The sequence below is a fragment of the Bradyrhizobium sp. LjRoot220 genome, assembly GCF_964252915.1.
Taxonomy (GTDB): Bacteria; Pseudomonadota; Alphaproteobacteria; order Rhizobiales; family Xanthobacteraceae; genus Bradyrhizobium.
This window is the reverse complement of the sequence record NZ_CAXUPS020000016.1, coordinates 1-16,585: the sequence shown is the minus strand read 5'-3', so window position 1 is coordinate 16,585 and position 16,585 is coordinate 1. Positions and strand designations below refer to the sequence as shown.

The 16,585-nt window shown below is 63.4% G+C and carries 13 protein-coding genes, 1 tRNA gene and 1 pseudogene; 5 read left to right on the top strand and 10 right to left on the bottom strand.

The window, feature by feature from the left end:
• Nucleotides 1-103 precede the first annotated feature (103 nt).
• On the bottom strand, nt 104-457 hold the full coding sequence (locus tag ACSQ84_RS34820) for a helix-turn-helix domain-containing protein (RefSeq protein WP_436216281.1): 354 nt from the start codon (nt 455-457) through the stop codon (nt 104-106).
• A gap of 353 nt (nt 458-810) precedes the next feature.
• Here ACSQ84_RS34820 and ACSQ84_RS34815 point away from each other — a divergent pair, with 353 nt between their 5' ends.
• A complete protein-coding gene (locus ACSQ84_RS34815; RefSeq protein WP_436216280.1) occupies nt 811-1,221 on the top strand; it encodes a hypothetical protein in 411 nt (136 codons plus the stop codon).
• A gap of 676 nt (nt 1,222-1,897) precedes the next feature.
• A complete protein-coding gene (locus ACSQ84_RS34810) occupies nt 1,898-3,076 on the top strand; it encodes a cation:proton antiporter (RefSeq protein WP_436216279.1) in 1,179 nt (392 codons plus the stop codon).
• 70 nt (nt 3,077-3,146) lie between these two features.
• Here the strand turns inward: ACSQ84_RS34810 and ACSQ84_RS34805 are convergent, their stop codons facing one another.
• The 4 genes from ACSQ84_RS34805 to ACSQ84_RS34790 all read right to left on the bottom strand — a co-directional run bounded on the left by ACSQ84_RS34805 (nt 3,147) and on the right by ACSQ84_RS34790 (nt 6,270).
• Nucleotides 3,147-3,299, bottom strand: coding sequence for a hypothetical protein (locus ACSQ84_RS34805; RefSeq protein WP_436216278.1), 153 nt, complete (start codon nt 3,297-3,299; stop codon nt 3,147-3,149).
• 7 nt (nt 3,300-3,306) lie between these two features.
• The gene (locus ACSQ84_RS34800; protein WP_436216277.1) at nt 3,307-4,815 is read right to left on the bottom strand and encodes an amidohydrolase family protein; all 1,509 of its coding nucleotides are present in this window, start codon (nt 4,813-4,815) and stop codon (nt 3,307-3,309) included.
• A 454-nt stretch (nt 4,816-5,269) separates the two neighbouring features.
• On the bottom strand, nt 5,270-6,172 hold the full coding sequence (locus ACSQ84_RS34795) for a DUF2066 domain-containing protein (RefSeq protein WP_436216276.1): 903 nt from the start codon (nt 6,170-6,172) through the stop codon (nt 5,270-5,272).
• A 23-nt stretch (nt 6,173-6,195) separates the two neighbouring features.
• Nucleotides 6,196-6,270: transfer RNA gene (locus tag ACSQ84_RS34790), tRNA-Gln, on the bottom strand.
• A 361-nt stretch (nt 6,271-6,631) separates the two neighbouring features.
• Between ACSQ84_RS34790 and ACSQ84_RS34785 the strand changes: the two genes are divergently transcribed.
• Together ACSQ84_RS34785 and ACSQ84_RS34780 are read left to right on the top strand one after the other, a co-directional pair.
• Nucleotides 6,632-8,410 (top strand): acyl-CoA dehydrogenase, encoded by a 1,779-nt coding sequence (locus tag ACSQ84_RS34785; RefSeq protein ID WP_436216275.1) that lies wholly within the window; start codon nt 6,632-6,634, stop codon nt 8,408-8,410.
• Nucleotides 8,411-8,547: 137 nt separating this feature from the next.
• Nucleotides 8,548-9,735 carry a MalY/PatB family protein gene (locus tag ACSQ84_RS34780; RefSeq protein WP_436216274.1) on the top strand — a complete coding sequence of 396 codons (1,188 nt, stop codon included), beginning with the start codon at nt 8,548-8,550 and terminating at the stop codon, nt 9,733-9,735.
• Nucleotides 9,736-9,745: 10 nt separating this feature from the next.
• Here the strand turns inward: ACSQ84_RS34780 and ACSQ84_RS34775 are convergent, their stop codons facing one another.
• The 5 genes and pseudogenes from ACSQ84_RS34775 to paoA form a co-directional block, all read right to left on the bottom strand.
• Nucleotides 9,746-10,777 carry a hypothetical protein gene (locus tag ACSQ84_RS34775; protein WP_436216273.1) on the bottom strand — a complete coding sequence of 344 codons (1,032 nt, stop codon included), beginning with the start codon at nt 10,775-10,777 and terminating at the stop codon, nt 9,746-9,748.
• A 365-nt stretch (nt 10,778-11,142) separates the two neighbouring features.
• A pseudogene (locus tag ACSQ84_RS34770) lies at nt 11,143-11,540 on the bottom strand ((R)-mandelonitrile lyase).
• Between the two features lie 130 nt (nt 11,541-11,670).
• Nucleotides 11,671-13,878: an aldehyde oxidoreductase molybdenum-binding subunit PaoC gene (paoC, locus tag ACSQ84_RS34765; RefSeq protein ID WP_436216272.1), complete on the bottom strand. Its 2,208-nt coding sequence runs from the start codon at nt 13,876-13,878 to the stop codon at nt 11,671-11,673.
• 3 nt (nt 13,879-13,881) lie between these two features.
• Nucleotides 13,882-14,832, bottom strand: a complete 951-nt coding sequence (locus ACSQ84_RS34760) for an FAD binding domain-containing protein (RefSeq protein ID WP_436216271.1) — start codon at nt 14,830-14,832, stop codon at nt 13,882-13,884.
• The gene (paoA, locus tag ACSQ84_RS34755; protein WP_436216270.1) at nt 14,829-15,491 is read right to left on the bottom strand and encodes an aldehyde dehydrogenase iron-sulfur subunit PaoA; all 663 of its coding nucleotides are present in this window, start codon (nt 15,489-15,491) and stop codon (nt 14,829-14,831) included. The genes ACSQ84_RS34760 and paoA overlap by 4 nt, the downstream gene beginning before the upstream one ends.
• A 192-nt stretch (nt 15,492-15,683) precedes the next feature.
• Between paoA and ACSQ84_RS34750 the strand changes: the two genes are divergently transcribed.
• A complete protein-coding gene (locus ACSQ84_RS34750; protein ID WP_436216269.1) occupies nt 15,684-16,577 on the top strand; it encodes a LysR family transcriptional regulator in 894 nt (297 codons plus the stop codon).
• Nucleotides 16,578-16,585 lie beyond the last annotated feature (8 nt).

Genomic DNA, 16,585 nt, shown 5'->3' with positions numbered 1-16,585 from the left:
TCGCGCGCGATTGTAGAGAGATCCCTCGGACAGGCATCGATGTGGGTTTAAGCCGCAGAACTCGCCTCACCGTGTTTGCGAAACAGGGCGGCTCTTTGCCATGCTAGGTACGTTGATCAATGGCATACGCCGCAATTCTGTTTCGCATTGCTTGACGGAGGGTTTCCGAAGGGCGCTCTCCAAATGTTTTTCGGTATTCAACCGAGAAACGCCCCAGTTCAACAAAGCCAAGACCGGTGGCGATTTCGGTCACCGAGCTACCGCCGACCGACATCAGCGCCCTCCTTGCATGGGACAACCTCAACCAACGCAGCCGGCGGCAGGGCGGCAACTGGTGGATCTTTTGAAATGCCTTGCGCAAGGTCCGCTCGCTGACAGCCAGCGCTCGACACAATGTTGAAATTTCAATTGGAGCCTGGACGTTGGCCAGGACCAGGTTCTCCGCTTCCTCGACCAACCATCGCGACCTATCTGCGGGGGCGCGTGCCGGGACCCTAGATCGATGCTGATCGGACATATGACACCAGACAAGCTGCGAGCCGAGCTAGCGGCTTTGGCAAGCTTGGGCGCCTTCGCACAGGAATGATATTTCCCTTTGGTCCAATGTGATGGCTTCAGTTTCTTCGAAGATCGGGAGCGCGATTATCGGCTGCCGTGGATCTAGCTCTTGCGCCCGCATCTGACATATAACTCGGACATTCTTGCCGAACATGCGCTGGCCGTGGCCGAGTAGGCCCTCAGGTAGCGATCTCAGGACAGGCACGGGGAGAATTGAAGTAAGCGACAGGGCCAACGAGAGGGGAAGCCGACATGAAGCTCATCGACGTACACGTCTTTGTTCGCGCCGCACTGGCTGCAGTGCCCCTGACAGGCGCCTACACGCGAACACTCGCCGCTGGCGGTGCGCCGACACCCGAACTCGACAACGAGATCCCCGATCGGATTCTGCCGCCCGACAAGGTCGAGACTCGCATCGGGATGAAGAAGAACTTTGTCGCCTTCGTCGCGACCGCGACGATTGCAGGTTCGCTCGCCGCGACGCCCGCAAGCGCACAGCGAGGCGCCACCACAGGCGAGGCGACTCCCGGCCGCTATTACGAGCCCGCCCCTTACGGATCAGGTCGCGGACGATACGACTATTTCGGCAGTTGCGAATGGGTGCAGCAGCGCTTCTATGACGGGCACGCCTGGCGGATCCGCCGCGTGCGAGTCTGCGGTTGATCTGCGATTACGGCCTGCATTGAACAGCTCCTGGCAACCATCGACCGGAGCGGGAAAGGTCGAGATGATTCGACGTCCCATGGACCTGCATCGAAAAATGCTTAACATCGGTTGAGAATGTCGGGGCGAGAGATCGGAAGAAGCCTTGATGACAATTCGCTACACCACTGGACTGGTGTTTCAACTCAAGGAGAGCCGAGCCATGAGACGTACCAAGCAATCGTTCTCCGTTGTTACTGTGCTCTTCGTGGCGCTTCTGTCATCGAGTTCGGAAGCGCTGGATGCACGCGCTTCTCCCACCATCGCGGCGGCCCACACCGCCAAACAGCAATGCACCAATCTTTGCCGTGAACGATATCGCGCCTGTTTTTCCTTGAAGCAAATACCGTCCTTCGAATGCCGGGGCGTTTACCAGGATTGCGTACGATACAATTGCACGGGTTTAGGACCGGGATGAACCATCTGCGTCTTGCCTGCGTCCTCCAGGCTTAGACCGCTCGAAGTTCTGCTATCCAATGCAGTGCAATTTTAGGTCGAGGATGGCACTTTTCAGACATGGTCAGCATAAACTGACGATGTTTGCTTGCGAGGACAGGTCAGGGCCTCGTCCCCGAATGAACACGACGCGCCGTCGTGGCTGCCTGAAACACGATGAACAAGCGTTGGATACCCAAAAATGTTTGCCGAAGCACATTTTGCCGTTCTGCTGGTATTGCTGGTGGCCGTCGCTGGACCGTTGCTGGCGGAGCTTCCGGTGGGATTTCGCGTCCCGGCCGTCGTGCTCGAAGTCGTGTTGGGAATCATCATTGGTCCGCAAGTGCTGGGGTTGGTGCACTTCGACGGCATCGTGGCCGCGATGTTCGCGTTCGGTATGGCCGCAACCCTCTTTATGGCAGGCATGGAGCTCGATTTCGAACGAGTTCGGGGCCGGCCGTTGTGGCTGGCGCTGGGCGGATGGGGAATGTCGGTCGCTCTTGGACTTTCTGCCGCAGCCGTGCTGCATGCAAGTTCGCTGCATGATCCCATGATGGTCGCATTGGCGCTGACGACAACCGCGTTGGGCACGCTGCTGCCGATCTTGCGCGACGCCGATCAACTCGACACACCCTTCGGACGCCTTTTTATCGCTGCCGGTACGATGGGCGAGCTAGGACCGATTGTCGTGATGTCGTTGGTCCTCAGCAAGCAGTATACCACTTTGCAGGAGTTGGGCTTCCTGATGGTTTTCCTCGTGGTCGTGATTTTGGCGGCCGCGATCAGCTTGGGATTACGGCCGCCGCGCGTTCTGGCGCTTCTGGGTCGCACGATGCATGCGAGCTCACAGCTTCCAGTACGTTTCACGTTACTCTTGTTCGCTGCCTTTTTTGTGCTCTCGGAACGATTTGGCTTCGAGAGCATACTCGGCGCTTTTGCCGCGGGAATGGTGGTAGGATTGGCGACCCAGGGAGCCGAAGGCAAAGCGCCGCGTATGAAGATTGATGCCATCTTCTTCGGCTGGTTCATTCCGTTCTTCTTCGTCGGCACCGGTATCAAGTTCGATTTCGGCTCGATAATCGGCAGCACCTCGACCATGCTGCTGGTCCCGATCTCCCTTGCGCTCTTTTTGCTCGTTCGCGGCGCGCCTGTATTGCTGTATCGCAACGATCTGACGGCCGTAGAGCGCACTTCCTTTGCGCTCTACAGTTCGGTCGCCTCGCTTTCGCTGGTGGTAGTAATCACCGAGATCGGTGTTCGCGGGAAGACCATGAGCCCGCAGACGGCTTCGGCGCTCGTCGCTGCCGGGGTTTTGTCCGTGCTGCTGTTCCCGACGATTGCCGGGCACCTTCTTCATCAACGGCCGAGCCGGGCTGAGTAGGACAGGCAATCGACTTGGTCGATGCTTGGAGGTATCGAACCTCCGAATGGCGGAATCAACATCCGTTTGACTATTTGACGATTTCAAAGCGCATTTGGAAAAATCTAAAAATGCCATTTAGCGATTTCAACAGCTTGGCCGCCATTTCCCAATGAGAAGCGAGGCGCAGGAGAGAATCATCGACCGCGCCCGCGAAGCTTGCCTGCTCCGCCGGCGCGGCCATTGGACACTTACGCGGCGCGAACGTAGCCGTAGCGCAGGTTCGAGGGCGCCTTGGCCGCCAGCGCGTACTCGCTCTTGAGCGAAGCGAGACGGTCCTCGGAAAAGGCCGGCATCCTGGTGTTCTCAGCCGCTTTCAGTCTGATCTTGTAGAATTTGATGGCGTTGCCGCCGAAGATCAGTTGCTTGGTGGCGCTATTGGCGTCGCCGAGCGGCGCAAAGGCGTATTTCTTCTGCATGTCCTCGGGAATTTCGAGGCGGCGCAGCGCCTCGATCTGCCATTGCGGTGAGCCGTACCAGACCGAGTCAGTACCCCACATGACGTGATCAACCCCCATACCCTTGATCAGCGTGCCGACCAGCGCGGCGCAGAACTTCGGATGCGCCACCGCCGAGTTGGCAAAGGATGTGCCTAGCTCGGCATAGACGTTGGTGACGCCGAACTTTTGCGGGATTTCCGCGAGATCCGTAGCCCACTGGATGCGGCCGGTCTGCTCAAACTCGGCCCAGGCCTTGTCCGGCAGTTCGAGGAAAGCCCGCAGCGCCGAGTGATAGATCACGAAGTTCATCTGCGGCCAGTCCTTCGCCGCCTTTCCGATGTCCCACGCGGTGGCATATTCCCATACGCCGGCGAACGACTTCTCGTAATCCGGCGGCAGCAACCCCTTGTGGATGCATAGCGTGTTGATTCCGGCCTTCACCGCTTTTTCGTAAAACGGATACATCACCTGCTCGTCGTCGAGCCGCCATGGGAACTTGGAGGGCGCCAGCGGATCGCCGATCGTGTAGGACTTCCAGGAATCCGGCTTGTAGACCTCGATCGCCTTGTCGACCTCCTCCATCCAGCCGGGCTGCTTTGGGGTGATGACGCTGTGCGCCAAAAGGCGGCGCGAGCCAGCGAAGTCGTTGATGAGTTCGCGTGCCTTGACGATCTGCTCGTTGGACAGAAGCCACCAGCTCGGATCGTCGAACGGTGCGCCGCTCAACAGCGCAATCTGGGTGTCGCTGTCGTAGTAGATCTCTTTCACATAGTTCTGGAACTTGTAGCGGGCGAGCGAGGAGACGCCCTCCTCCTTCATCTTCGGGTTCCAGTGCTGGCTCGCAAAGTCCGCCAGACCCAGCAGCTCCTTGTGATCGAAGTCGTCGCGCACGAAATGGGTCTGGACGTCGAAGATGAACTGGCCGGCGAGGCCTTGCGAGCGCGCCAGCATCAGCTCGGGCTCGCGGGCCTCTGCGGGCGAGACCTGGAAAACATTGCCGTAGATGTCGTTCATGGCGAGAAATGCCGCCGCCATGCCGCAGCTCGTGTGCAGGAACTGCCTGCGGCTCAAGCCGAGGTGCTTGCCGTTCAGGTCGGCGAGTTCATTGATCCGCGCTTCGACCTTCTTCTGTGTGGCGCTCTGCGGGGGCGGGAGATACTCGCCGTTGGAAACAATTTGAGTGGGGATCGGCGTTGCCGCCGATGCCGCTTCCGCACCCGCGACGAGGCGCTGCTCTCGTTCACTAAGCCAAGTGCTCATCGCTCTCCTCCCTGTTGATGACCGAAGCGTGTGCTGATCGTTGCTCGCATGGAGGCTGTGTGTGTGTCTGGCTGCCTCATAGCGGTCAGCAGGCCGGCTCGTCACACCGTCCCTGCTCGCTCAAAAATTGCATCGCGGCCGCGCATGACGCGACGAATTCAACGCTCAAATTTCCAGGATCGCAAGCGGAGTAATCCGGCAGCCGCACTGTCCCAAACTCATTTCGCTTCTGATCATTTTCAGAATTCGAGAACGAAACACTTGTTAGCTGAGTGGAGCACTCCTGTGGTCCTTAGCTGCCCTCGTGTGCCAACGTCTGCTTTGCATCGTGGGCGAGCAAGCCAATTATCAGTCGCCTTGCTGCCTATGTAATCCGCGATTCGTAGATGTCTTGAGGACCTATGAACGAGACTTTGATATCCGCCTGCATGATGTTATCGCGCATCGATCCGAGTCACCGCTGCCTTGCCGAATTGCGTTGGTGCCCGGCGATGATCTGCGCCGCGGCGCCGATGCCTTGCCGGAAGGCCTCGTCGAACGTGACGGCCGCAAGCTGCCATTGCCGCGACCTGCCCTGCCAATGGAGCTGCCAGTCCGAGTTCCACCGCAGCTCTTGATCGTCCCAGACCAGGCGGACGATCAGCACAACCTCCCCGCCTCGCCCGGCCACGGCTTCAGCGATCTTCGCGGGCGCGATGCCCGCAAGCGCATGCTCATTGGCGCCGGCGCCGGCCAGCGCTGCGGCATCGGGCAGCACGATGGGCATTCCCCGCTTGGCCGCGGCCGCCAGCAGGGCAGCCCGCTGCAGATCCGTCTCTTTCGAGTCGGCTGCAACCAGGTATCGTCGCGCGCCCGGCTGCATCTCCACGAAGACGCCAAGCACCGGGCGGCGGGTAAGCCATGGCTTGGCGCCCAGCTTGGCAAGTATGGCGTTGATGGCGGCCTCGTCGAACTCGGCCGTCAGAATGAAGGAGCGGTCGCGGGTACCCTGCTCGTCGTTCTTCGGCTTGCCGCCCTTTTCATCGCGGTAGGAAAAGTCCCGAACCAGTTTCGCAGCATCGGCTTTGTATGGGTCGAGGCGCGGGTCGCCCGTAAGCTGCAGCATGCCGCTTACCTTGATGAGAACGTCTTCCAGGCACGCTGCGAAGCCGAGGATGCGGTTTGCCTCGCCCTGTCCCGTCACGATGGTCTGCGCGCGATAGAGTTCTGCCGGTGGAATAGCGTTTGTCGGGTTGGCGACGGCCGGTTGCTGTGGCGTGGGTTCGGCGGCGACGGCGGGGAGCGCAAGCAGCACTGCCGCCGCGATTGCAGCCAGAATGCAGGGAATGGAGCGTGTCGTCGCGGGATGCGTCCTCAAGGCCGAAAGCCCTCACTTGCGGCTGGCTGGGGCGGGAGGGATCGAACCTCCGAATGGCGGAATCAAAATCCGCTGCCTTACCGCTTGGCTACGCCCCAACAGGCCTCTCGGGAACGCGGCAGGAAGCCTGCGGCGGATTCCCCTCCGGCCCCGCCGGTCTATAGAGAGAGGTGAGCCATTTCAACCGGCTAGAGCATGATCCGGAAGGGTGGGCACCCGTTTTCCGGAAAGATCACGCTCAATCAAACGGATAGGCTGCGAATTTGGGCCTGAATCAGCCTGGAAAGACGACCATCTTTAATGGGCCTGAGGGCTCGTCCGGTGTGGACGCCCTGCCGCGATGGCCTCAAACCACCCGGCCTCTCCACGCCCGACCTCCCCGCCCATCGGAGAGTTGAGAGAACCGCGGTTTCGTGGGAATACGGCAACCCGCTAGTCCCGTCCAAGCGAGTAACCGTCATGACCTACCGCGCGCCGATCAACGACATCCTGCTGGCCCTCAACCATGGCGCCGGCCTCAAGGCCGCCGTGCAAGCCGGTCATTACGGCGATTTCGACGGCGACATTACCGCGGCCGTGCTGGAGGAAGCCGGCAAATTCGCCGGCGACGTGCTGGCGCCGCTGAACCGAGTAGGCGACGAGCACGGCATCAAGCTTGAGGGCAACAAGGTGACGACCGCACCCGGCTGGCCCGACGCCTATCAGCGCTGGGCAGCCGCGGGCTGGAACGCGGTGTCGGGCCCGGAAGCGTTCGGCGGCCAGGGCCTGCCGCTGGCGATCAACGCCGCCTGCACCGAGATCTGGAGCGCGTCCAACATCGCCTTCGGCCTTTGCCCGCTGCTGACGCTCTCCGCGATCGAAGCGCTCGACGCCCATGGCAGCGAGGAGTTGAAGCGGATCTATCTGGAAAAGCTCGTGTCGGGTGAATGGACCGGCACCATGCAGCTCACCGAATCCCAAGCGGGCTCCGACGTCGGCGCGCTGCGCACCCGCGCCGAGCGCGCACCGGACGGCAGCTATCGCATCAAGGGCACAAAGATTTTCATCACCTATGGCGACCACGACATGACCGATAACATCGTGCATTTCGTGCTGGCCCGTCTGCCCGATGCGCCCGCGGGCACCAAGGGAATCTCGCTCTTTCTGATTCCAAAATTCCTCGTCAATGCCGACGGCTCGCTCGGCGCGCCGAACGACATCTATCCGAGCGGCGTCGAGCACAAGCTCGGCATGCACGCCTCGCCGACCTGCACCATGACGATGGGCGACAGCGGCGGCGCGATCGGGTACCTGATCGGCGAAGAGAACCGCGGCATGCTCTGCATGTTCACGATGATGAACCAGGCCCGCCTCGGCGTCGGCCTCGAAGGCGTCGGCATCGCCGACCGCGCTTATCAACAGGCGCTGGCCTACGCGCAGGAGCGCCGGCAGGGCCGCGCCGCCGGCTCCAACGGCGAGGGGATGGATGCCATCATCGTGCATCCCGACGTCAAGCGCATGCTGCTGCAGATGCGCAGCATGACGGCCGCCGCGCGCACCATCTGCTACGCCACCGCCGTCGCGCTGGATATTTCGGTGCGCGCCAAGGATGCCAAGGTCCGCGCCGACGCCGCCGCCCGCGGCGCGCTGCTGACGCCGATCGCAAAGGCTTTCTCGACCGATATCGGCAACGAGGTGGCCTATCTCGGCGTGCAGGTCCACGGCGGCATGGGCTTTATCGAGGAGACGGGCGCCGCCCAGCATTACCGCGACGCGCGCATCACCTCGATCTATGAAGGCACCAACGGCATCCAGTCGATCGATCTCGTGACGCGAAAACTTGGCGCCAATGGCGGCGCCTCGGTCTGGGCCCTGCTCGACGAACTCAACGGCATCGTCAAACAGGTCGAGGCTTCCAACGATCCGGCCTTCGGCACCACGGGGGCAAAACTGCGCGACGCGCTCGGCTCGCTGGAACGTTCCAGCAAATGGCTGCTGGAGAAGGTCGCCTCCGCGCCTAACGACGCGCTGGCGGGTGCCACGCCATACTTGCGGCTGTTCGGCTCGACGCTCGGCGGCTGCATGCTCGCCGGCGAAGCGCTGGCGGCCAAGAGCGATGCCGGCGGCGATGCGCAGCGCTATGTCACGCTGGCAAGGTTTTTTGCCGAAAACATTTCAGTGCAGGCCACTTCGCTGGAAAAGACCGTCATCGACAGCGCCGATGCCGTCAACGGCGCCGACGCGGTGTTGCTGGCATAATCCGATGCCACTTCGTAGGGTGGGTAGAGCGGAGCGAAACCCACCACCACAAGCAACTAACCCGACCAGAGCAGCACGTTCTTGAATCCAGGCGCATCCAGCGCCGCAAAGCTGCCAACGCAGGAGCCACCATCCCCATGTTTGATTTCGATCGCGTTATTGACCGCCGCGGCACGCACGCGTCGAAGTGGGATATGATGGCCAAGCTTTCGGGGATCACGGCAGCGGACGGCATTCCGATGTGGGTCGCCGACATGGATTTTGCGGCGCCTCCCGGCGTCACCGAAGCGCTGTCGGCGCTCGTCACCCGCGGCGTCCACGGCTATTATGCCGATACCGGCAGCTGGGCAGCGGCGCTTTCAGAATGGATGGCACACCGGCACGATTTTGCGATCGACCCGGCGTGGGTCAGCCCGACGCCCGGTGTGGTCTCGGGCCTCGGCCTGATCCTGCAAGCCGTCACCGAAGCGGGCGATGAGGTCGTGGTGTTTCCACCGGCCTATCATGCCTTCCGCAAGATCATTCTCGCCAACGAGCGGCGCATCCTCGACGCGCAACTGGTCGAGCGTCAGGGCCGTTACGAGATGGACCTCGATGCGCTCGCAAGGCAACTCACGCCACGCACCAAAATCGTGTTCTTCTGCAGCCCGCACAATCCGGGCGGCACCGTCTGGTCTCCAGAGGAAATCCGCGGCCTTGCCGCCTTCTGCGCCGAACATAATCTCATTCTGATTTCCGACGAGATCCATTGCGACCTGCTGCTCGGCGGCGTAAGGCACACGCCGACGCTGTCAGCCGCACCCGAGATCGCCGATCGCCTGATCACCAGCTTCGCCGCAACCAAGACCTTCAATCTCGCCGGCGCCCATGTCGGCGCCTGCGTCACCTCGAACCCGGCGCTGAAGGCGCGGCTCGACGCGCGTATCGCGGCAAGCGGGCTCGCCTCCTACAACGCCTTCGGCATGATCGCGACCGAGGCGGCCTGGCGAACCGGCGAGGCCTGGCTCGATGCGCTGCTGCCGTATCTTGCCGGCAATCGCGACATGCTCGCCACACGAATTGAGCGAGCGGCGCCTGGCGCGCGCGCGATGCGGCTCGATGCCACCTATCTCGCCTGGGTCGATTTCTCCGGAACGGGATTGACCGCAGCTGATGTCGCCGCACGGGTGAGAGACCGCGCACGCATTTTTGCCAGCCCCGGCGAGCAGTTCGGGCCCGGCGGCGAGACCTGGCTGCGGTTCAACTTCGCCACGCCGCGTCCCGTTCTCATCGAGGCGCTCGATAGGCTGGACGACGCCTTTCGCGACCTCCGAAGTCAGGCCTAAGGGGCGGTCCTTAACGCAACGGCATCGGCGGCCGGGGCACCGAGGCCAATTCCGGATCGCTCAGCGTTTCAGCCGCGGTTAGCGGCTCACCCTGTCGCGGCACGTAGGGTGGCGACGCCAGCGGCACGGCGGCTGATGACGAGATCGGAGCGGCAGCTTGCCGTGGCGGCCGCGGTTGCGCGGGCGGCACCGACGTGCGCGCCGGCGCTCCTGTGGCGGCCGGCTGCGGCGCTGCCGGTCTTTTGGCGCGCACGTTTTGCGCGGCAGATTTCTCCGAAAGCATCGCCACGAGTTGCTGCTGGCTGGCCTTCAGCTGCTCGACGCTGGCCTTGAGCTGTTCGATCTCCTGGTTTGCGCTGGCAAGATCGCGCGCCATCGTCTGGAGCGATTGCGACGGGTCTGCGGGCGCGGCCGCGGCCGGCGGCGCGGCGGCCGACTGCGTAGCGGCCGACGGTGTAGCGGCCGCTGGCGTAGCGGCTACCGCTGGCGCTGCCGTTTCGGCTGCGGCCTGTGCCTGAGGCGCAGGTTGAGCCGCTGAAACATTCGGCGCGTCGGCGTCGGCATCGACGCCAGCCAGCACCGGCTGCGCGGTGAGCCCGGTCTTTTCCGCAGGCTGCGATGACTTCCGGGCAAACAGCGGCGCCCATTCCGCGATGATCTGCTGAGCCGCCTCGGCATGGTAATGCCAGGCCATGGCCGCGCCGCCGATACAGCCCGCCAGCACCAGCGCGGTGACGGCACGCATCGCGCGCCTCACCATCGACGACCTCGACCGGCGGCGGCTCTTGGCCAGGACATCTTCGACGGCGGCGGCGCGAAACGTGATTTCATCGACCGCGGTTGCGCGAAAGGTGGCGTCGACCGGCGGCACCGCTGCTCCGCCCGGGAAGACTGGTTCGATGTGCTGCTGCGGACCCGAAGGCGCGCGCACGGCATCCGGCGCCCGCTGGTCCTCCGCAGGTGTCACCTTGACGGCATCGGGTGCGACCACAAGCATATCGTGCGGATCATCGATTGGTTTCGGTTTCAGGATGGCTTGCATTGGCGCTCCGTACTCGATCGAATGTCCCCCGCCTCAAGAGAGCCTGCCCCAAGATTTTTGCCCAGCTCTGCCAAGTGCGGCCGGCGGATTTCGTGAGATCGACGACTTCCAGCCCCAGAATTTCCTCACACGTCGTTTCCGTTACCTCATTCCGGTTTGACCAAAGCAAGGCGGCACGATGGAGAGGTTGCGGCGGCGGGAACCCGACCCCGGTGGTTCCCACCGACCGCCGGCCATAGCCAAGCACCTGCCCGTACTTGGTGTTATGTGGAAATTTCGGTTCGCGCGGCAATCAAGACTTGCGCCGATTGCGTTGCCTCATCTGCGGTCGAAACGGCGCCGAAATAGGAATCCCGCGCGCTGGCTCATCGCGCCGAATATTGCGCGTCGCTGACCTTTTCCATCCAGTCGACGGTCTGCCGTCGAGCGCCTCCTGAATGGCCAGATGCGTCATTGCCGTGGTCGGCGCCGCTCCGTGCCAGTGCTTCTCGCCGGGCGGAAACCAGATCACGTCGCCGGGCCGGATTTCCTCGATCGCTCCGCCCCAATGCTGCACCAGGCCAAAGCCGGACGTGACAATCAATGTCTGTCCAAGCGGATGGGTGTGCCACGCCGTGCGCGCGCCGGGCTCGAAGGTGACGCTGGCACCGACGACGCGCGCTGGATCGGTCGCCTTGAACAGCGGATCGACGCGCACGCTGCCGGTGAAATAATCCGCCGGTCCTTTGCCAGAGGGCTGCGAGCCGCTTCGTTTGATGTCCATGGCTATTGTCCCTGGTGGTGTGGGTGCCGTCGTTGCGGCAACGGGTCGAGCCGCCAGCATGGCGAGGCCGCCGCTGGCTGCAAGCAGGTGTCGGCGCGTGATCATCGCGGGCGCGGAGCGGGATTGGCGCTCATCCCACTTCCGGCAGCCGGTCGAGCAGCTTGTCGAGCGTGATCGGATAGTCGCGCACCCGCACGCCGGTCGCGTTGTAGGTCGCGTTGGCGACGGCGGCAGCGACGCCGCAGATGCCGAGTTCGGCGATGCCCTTGGCCTTCATCGGCGACGACATCGGATCGGTTTCGTCGAGGAAGATCACGTCCTGGTGCGAGATGTCGGCATGCACCGGCACCTCGTAACCGGCGAGATCATGATTGACGAAGAAGCCGTGGCGCTTGTCGACCACGAGCTCTTCCATCAGCGCAGCGCCGACCCCCATGGTCATCGCGCCGATCACCTGGCTGCGCGCCGTCTTCGGATTGAGGATGCGGCCGGCGGCGCACACCGCAAGCATGCGCCGCACGCGAATTTCGGCGGTCGCGGTGTCGACGCCGACTTCGACGAAGTGCGCGCCGAAGGTCGACTGCTGGTGTTTCTTGGCGAGTTCGCCATCATATTCGATGGCGTCCTCTGCGGCGAGTTCCTTGTCACCTGCGGCCTGCGCCAGCGGCACGCTGCGATTGCCCGATTTGACCTGGCCGTCGGCAAACACCGCTTCGGCGGAGTTGACGCCGAGCTTCTGCGCCACGGCCTCACGCAACTTGATACACGCCGCATAGACGCCGGCCGTCGAATTGTTGCCGCCCCATTGTCCGCCCGATCCTGCCGACACCGGAAAGGCCGAATCGCCGAGGCGGACCACCACCTTCTCGAACGGCACGCCCATCATCTCGGCGGCGGTCTGTGCGATGATCGTATAGCTGCCGGTGCCGATATCGGTCATGTCGGTCTCGACCGTGACGACGCCGCTGCTGTCGAGCCGGACCCGCGCCGCCGATTTCGTCAGCAGGTTGTTGCGGAACGCCGCGGCGACACCAGTGCCGACCAGCCAGCGCCCGTCGCGCGCCCTGCCCGGCTGCGCAACGCGCTTGCTCCAGCCGAAGCGCTCGGCGCCGGTGCGCAGGCATTCGACCAGACGGCGCTGCGAGAACGGCCGCTCCGGCTTTTCCGGATCGACCTGGGTATCGTTGAGAATGCGCAACTCGACCGGATCGAGCCCGAGCTTCTCCGCCAACTCGTCGATCGCGATCTCGAGCGCCATCATCCCGGTCGCCTCGCCCGGCGCGCGCATCGCATTGGCTTCCGGCAGATCGAGCGTCGCAAACCGGGTCGCGGTCATGCGGTCGGCGCCGGCATAGAGCAGCCGCGTCTGGCTGACCGCGCCGTCGGGCTTGCCGCCGGGCAGATCGCCGGACCAGCTCTCATGGCCGATCGCCGTGATCTTGCCGTCCCTGGCCGCACCGATGCGGATGCGCTGGATTGTCGCCGGACGATGCGTGGTGTTGTTGAACATCAGCGGCCGCTGCAGCGCCACCTTGACCGGCCGTCCGGCCATCCGCGCCCCGAGTGCGGCGAGCAGCGCGTCGGCGCGCGGAAACAGCTTGCCGCCGAAGCCGCCGCCGATATACGGCGAAATCAGCCGAACTTTCTCCTTCGGTATGTTCAGCGTCTTGGCGATGTCAGCCACATTCCAGGCGATCATCTGGTTCGAGGTCCACAGCGTCAGCTTGTCGCCCTCCCAGGCGGCCATCGTGGCGTGCGGCTCCATCATCGCATGCGCTTCGTCGGGCGTGGTGTAGGTAGCGTCGAGTTGAACCGGCGCCGCGGCAAAAGCGGTGGCGAAATCGCCGACGGAGGTATCGGCAGGACCGCCCGTAATTTTCTCAGGCCTGGCGGAGTCCGTCAGCTTCGCAAGCTCGAACGCGCCCTTGTCACTGCTATAATCGACGCGGACCAGTTGCGCCGCCGCGCGCGCCTGTTCGAACGTCTCCGCGACCACCACCGCAATGGCCTGGTGATAGTGCTGAATCTCGGGGCCGCCGAGCAGTCTGGCGGTATTGAGACTCCCCTTCTCGAGCTTGCCGGCATTCTCGGCCGTGACGATGGCAAGCACACCCGACGCGGCCCTGGCTGCGGTCAGGTCGATCGCATTGATGCGGCCCTTGGCGATGGCTGAACCGATGATGTAGCCATAGGCCGGCTTCGGCGCCGCGTCGTGCCATTCATAGGCATAGGTTGCGGTGCCGGTGGTCTTGCGCGGACCGTCGATCCGGCTGACGGGTTGGCCGATCACCTTGAGCTGGTCGATTGGATTCGTGGTGGCCGGGGTATCGAATTTCATGGCTCAGCCTCTCGCCTCTGTCAGCACCGCGGCGAGCGTGCGCTCGGCCAGCGGCAGCTTGAATGCGTTCTCGCGCGTCGGCTTCGCCTCGCCAAGCAATTGCGCGACGGTGGCCCGCGCGCCGCGCGGCAGCGCGGCCTCCGCCGCCTCGACGCGCCACGGCTTGTGGGCGACGCCGCCGAGCGCGACCTGCCCGGAGCCGTCGCGCTGCACGATGGCGGCGACCGAGACCAGCGCGAAGGCATAGGACGAGCGGTCGCGCACCTTGCGATAGAGCTGCTTGCCGCCGACCGGTTTTGGCAACGTCACGGCGGTGATCAGCTCACCCCGCGCCAGCGTGGTCTCGATGTGCGGCGTCTCGCCGGGCAGCCGGTGGAGCTCCGCGATCGGGACGGTTCGCGCGGCGCCGTCAGGGCGCACCGTTTCCACGGTCGCGTCGAGCACGCGCATCGCCACCGCCATGTCGCTCGGATGGGTCGCGATGCAGGCCTCGCTCGCGCCGATCACGGCATGCTGACGGCTGAACCCGCCAATCGCCGCGCAGCCACTGCCGGGCTGGCGCTTGTTGCACGGCAGGTTGGTGTCATAGAAATACGGGCAACGCGTCCGCTGCAGCAGATTACCCGCGGTGGTCGCCCTGTTGCGCAATTGCCCGGAAGCGCCCGCGAGCAGCGCGCGCGCGAGCACGCCATAGTCGCGCCGCACCCGCTCATCTGCCGCAAGATCGGTGTTGCGCACCAGCGCGCCGATCCGCAGACCGCCATCGAAGGTCGGCGCGATCTTGTCGAGTTCGAGGTGGTTGACGTCGATCAACCGCTCCGGCGTCTCGATCTCGAGCTTCATCAGATCAAGCAGATTGGTGCCGCCCGCAATGAACTTGGCGTCTGGGCTATCGGCGGCGGCCGCGGCGGCCTCGGCGGGAGTTTTTGCGCGTTTATAGGTGAAGGATTTCATGCCCGCCTCCCGGCGACTTCGGTTACTGCATCGACGATGTTGGAATAGGCCGCGCAACGGCAGATGTTGCCACTCATCCGCTCGCGCAGCTCAGCGGCCGAAAATTGCGGCGCCGCGCTCAGATCGGCGCTGATGTGGCTCGGGATGCCGGCCTTGATCTCGTCGAGCACGGCGACCGCCGAGCAGATCTGCCCGGGCGTGCAATAGCCGCATTGATAGCCGTCATGCTTGACGAACGCGGCCTGCATCGGATGCATGTTTTCTGGCGTGCCCAATCCCTCGATGGTGGTGACGCTCTCGCCCTCGTGCATCACCGCCAGCGTCAGGCAAGCATTGATCCGGCGCCCGTCGACGATGACGGTGCACGCGCCGCACTGGCCGTGATCGCAACCCTTCTTGGTTCCGGTCAAATGCAAATTCTCGCGCAACGCATCGAGCAGCGTGGTCCGCGTATCGACCTCGAGTTCGTGCGCCCTGCCGTTCACGTTGAAGGAAACTTTGGACATCACGGGAGTTCCGGGAACTGCAGGCTTCAGGGCGACTTCGGCCTTGGCCACAAAGGGCGCCGTGGTCACCGCAACGGCTGGCGCCGTGAGGGTAGCGGCGCCGACGATCAACAGGTCGCGCCGAGAGAATCTGAAATCGCCGGGGCTTCGCATGCCATCAATCCTTCTTGAGCGTTTTGCCGCTTCGATATCGCGCAATCTCGTCCCCTAACGCTGATCGCGGACCAAGGTTGCGGAGAGCTCGCATCGCGCAGGTAACGACCGCGTGGCTTTCGGCATTTAGCCAGTGCAACGATTTCGCATTAGGCCTAATAATCCGCATGCAGTTATGAGTCTGGCTCACCAATGCTCGGGAAAAACACGCACGATCTCATGGCGTTCCTCGCGGTGGCGCGGGAACGCAGCTTTACGCGGGCCGCAGCCCAGCTCGGCGTTTCGCAGTCGGCGCTCAGTCACACCATTCGTGGATTGGAAGAGCGGCTCGGTTTGCGCCTGCTGACGCGCACCACACGCAGCGTGGCGCCGACCGAGGCCGGAGAGCGGCTGCTTCGAACCGTCGGTCCCAAATTTGAACAGATCGATTCGGAACTATCAGCGCTGACCGAACTTCGGGAAAAACCGGCCGGCACCATCCGGATCACGGCCGGCGAGCATTCCGCGCAGACGATACTCTGGCCGTGCTTGACGGCGCTGCTGCCGCGTTATCCCGACATCAAGATCGAGCTGATGATCGACTACGGCCTCACCGATATCGTCGCGGAGCGATACGACGCCGGCGTTCGCCTTGGCGAACAGGTGGCAAAGGACATGATCGCGGTGCGCATCGGGCCGGATTTTTGCATGGCGGTGGTCGGCGCGCCCGCCTATTTCGAACGCAAGCCGATACCGAAGAAGCCGCAGGATCTCACGGCGCATGATTGCATCAACATCCGCCTGCCGACCTATGGCGGAATCTATGCCTGGGAATTCGAGAAGCGCGGCCGCGAACTGAAGGTGCGGGTCGATGGTCCCCTGGTGTTCAACAACATCGGACTGCGGCTGAACGCTGTGATGGCCGGGCACGGTCTCGCCTATCTGCCGGAAGATCAGGTCAAGCCGTACGTTGCCGATGGACGGCTGGTTCGCGTGCTCGACGACTGGTGCGCGCCGTTTCCCGGCTATCACCTCTATTACCCGAGCCGCCGCCAGCAATCGCAGGCGTTCACGGTGCTGGTGGACGCCCTGAAATATCGCGAGTGACGAGCCGT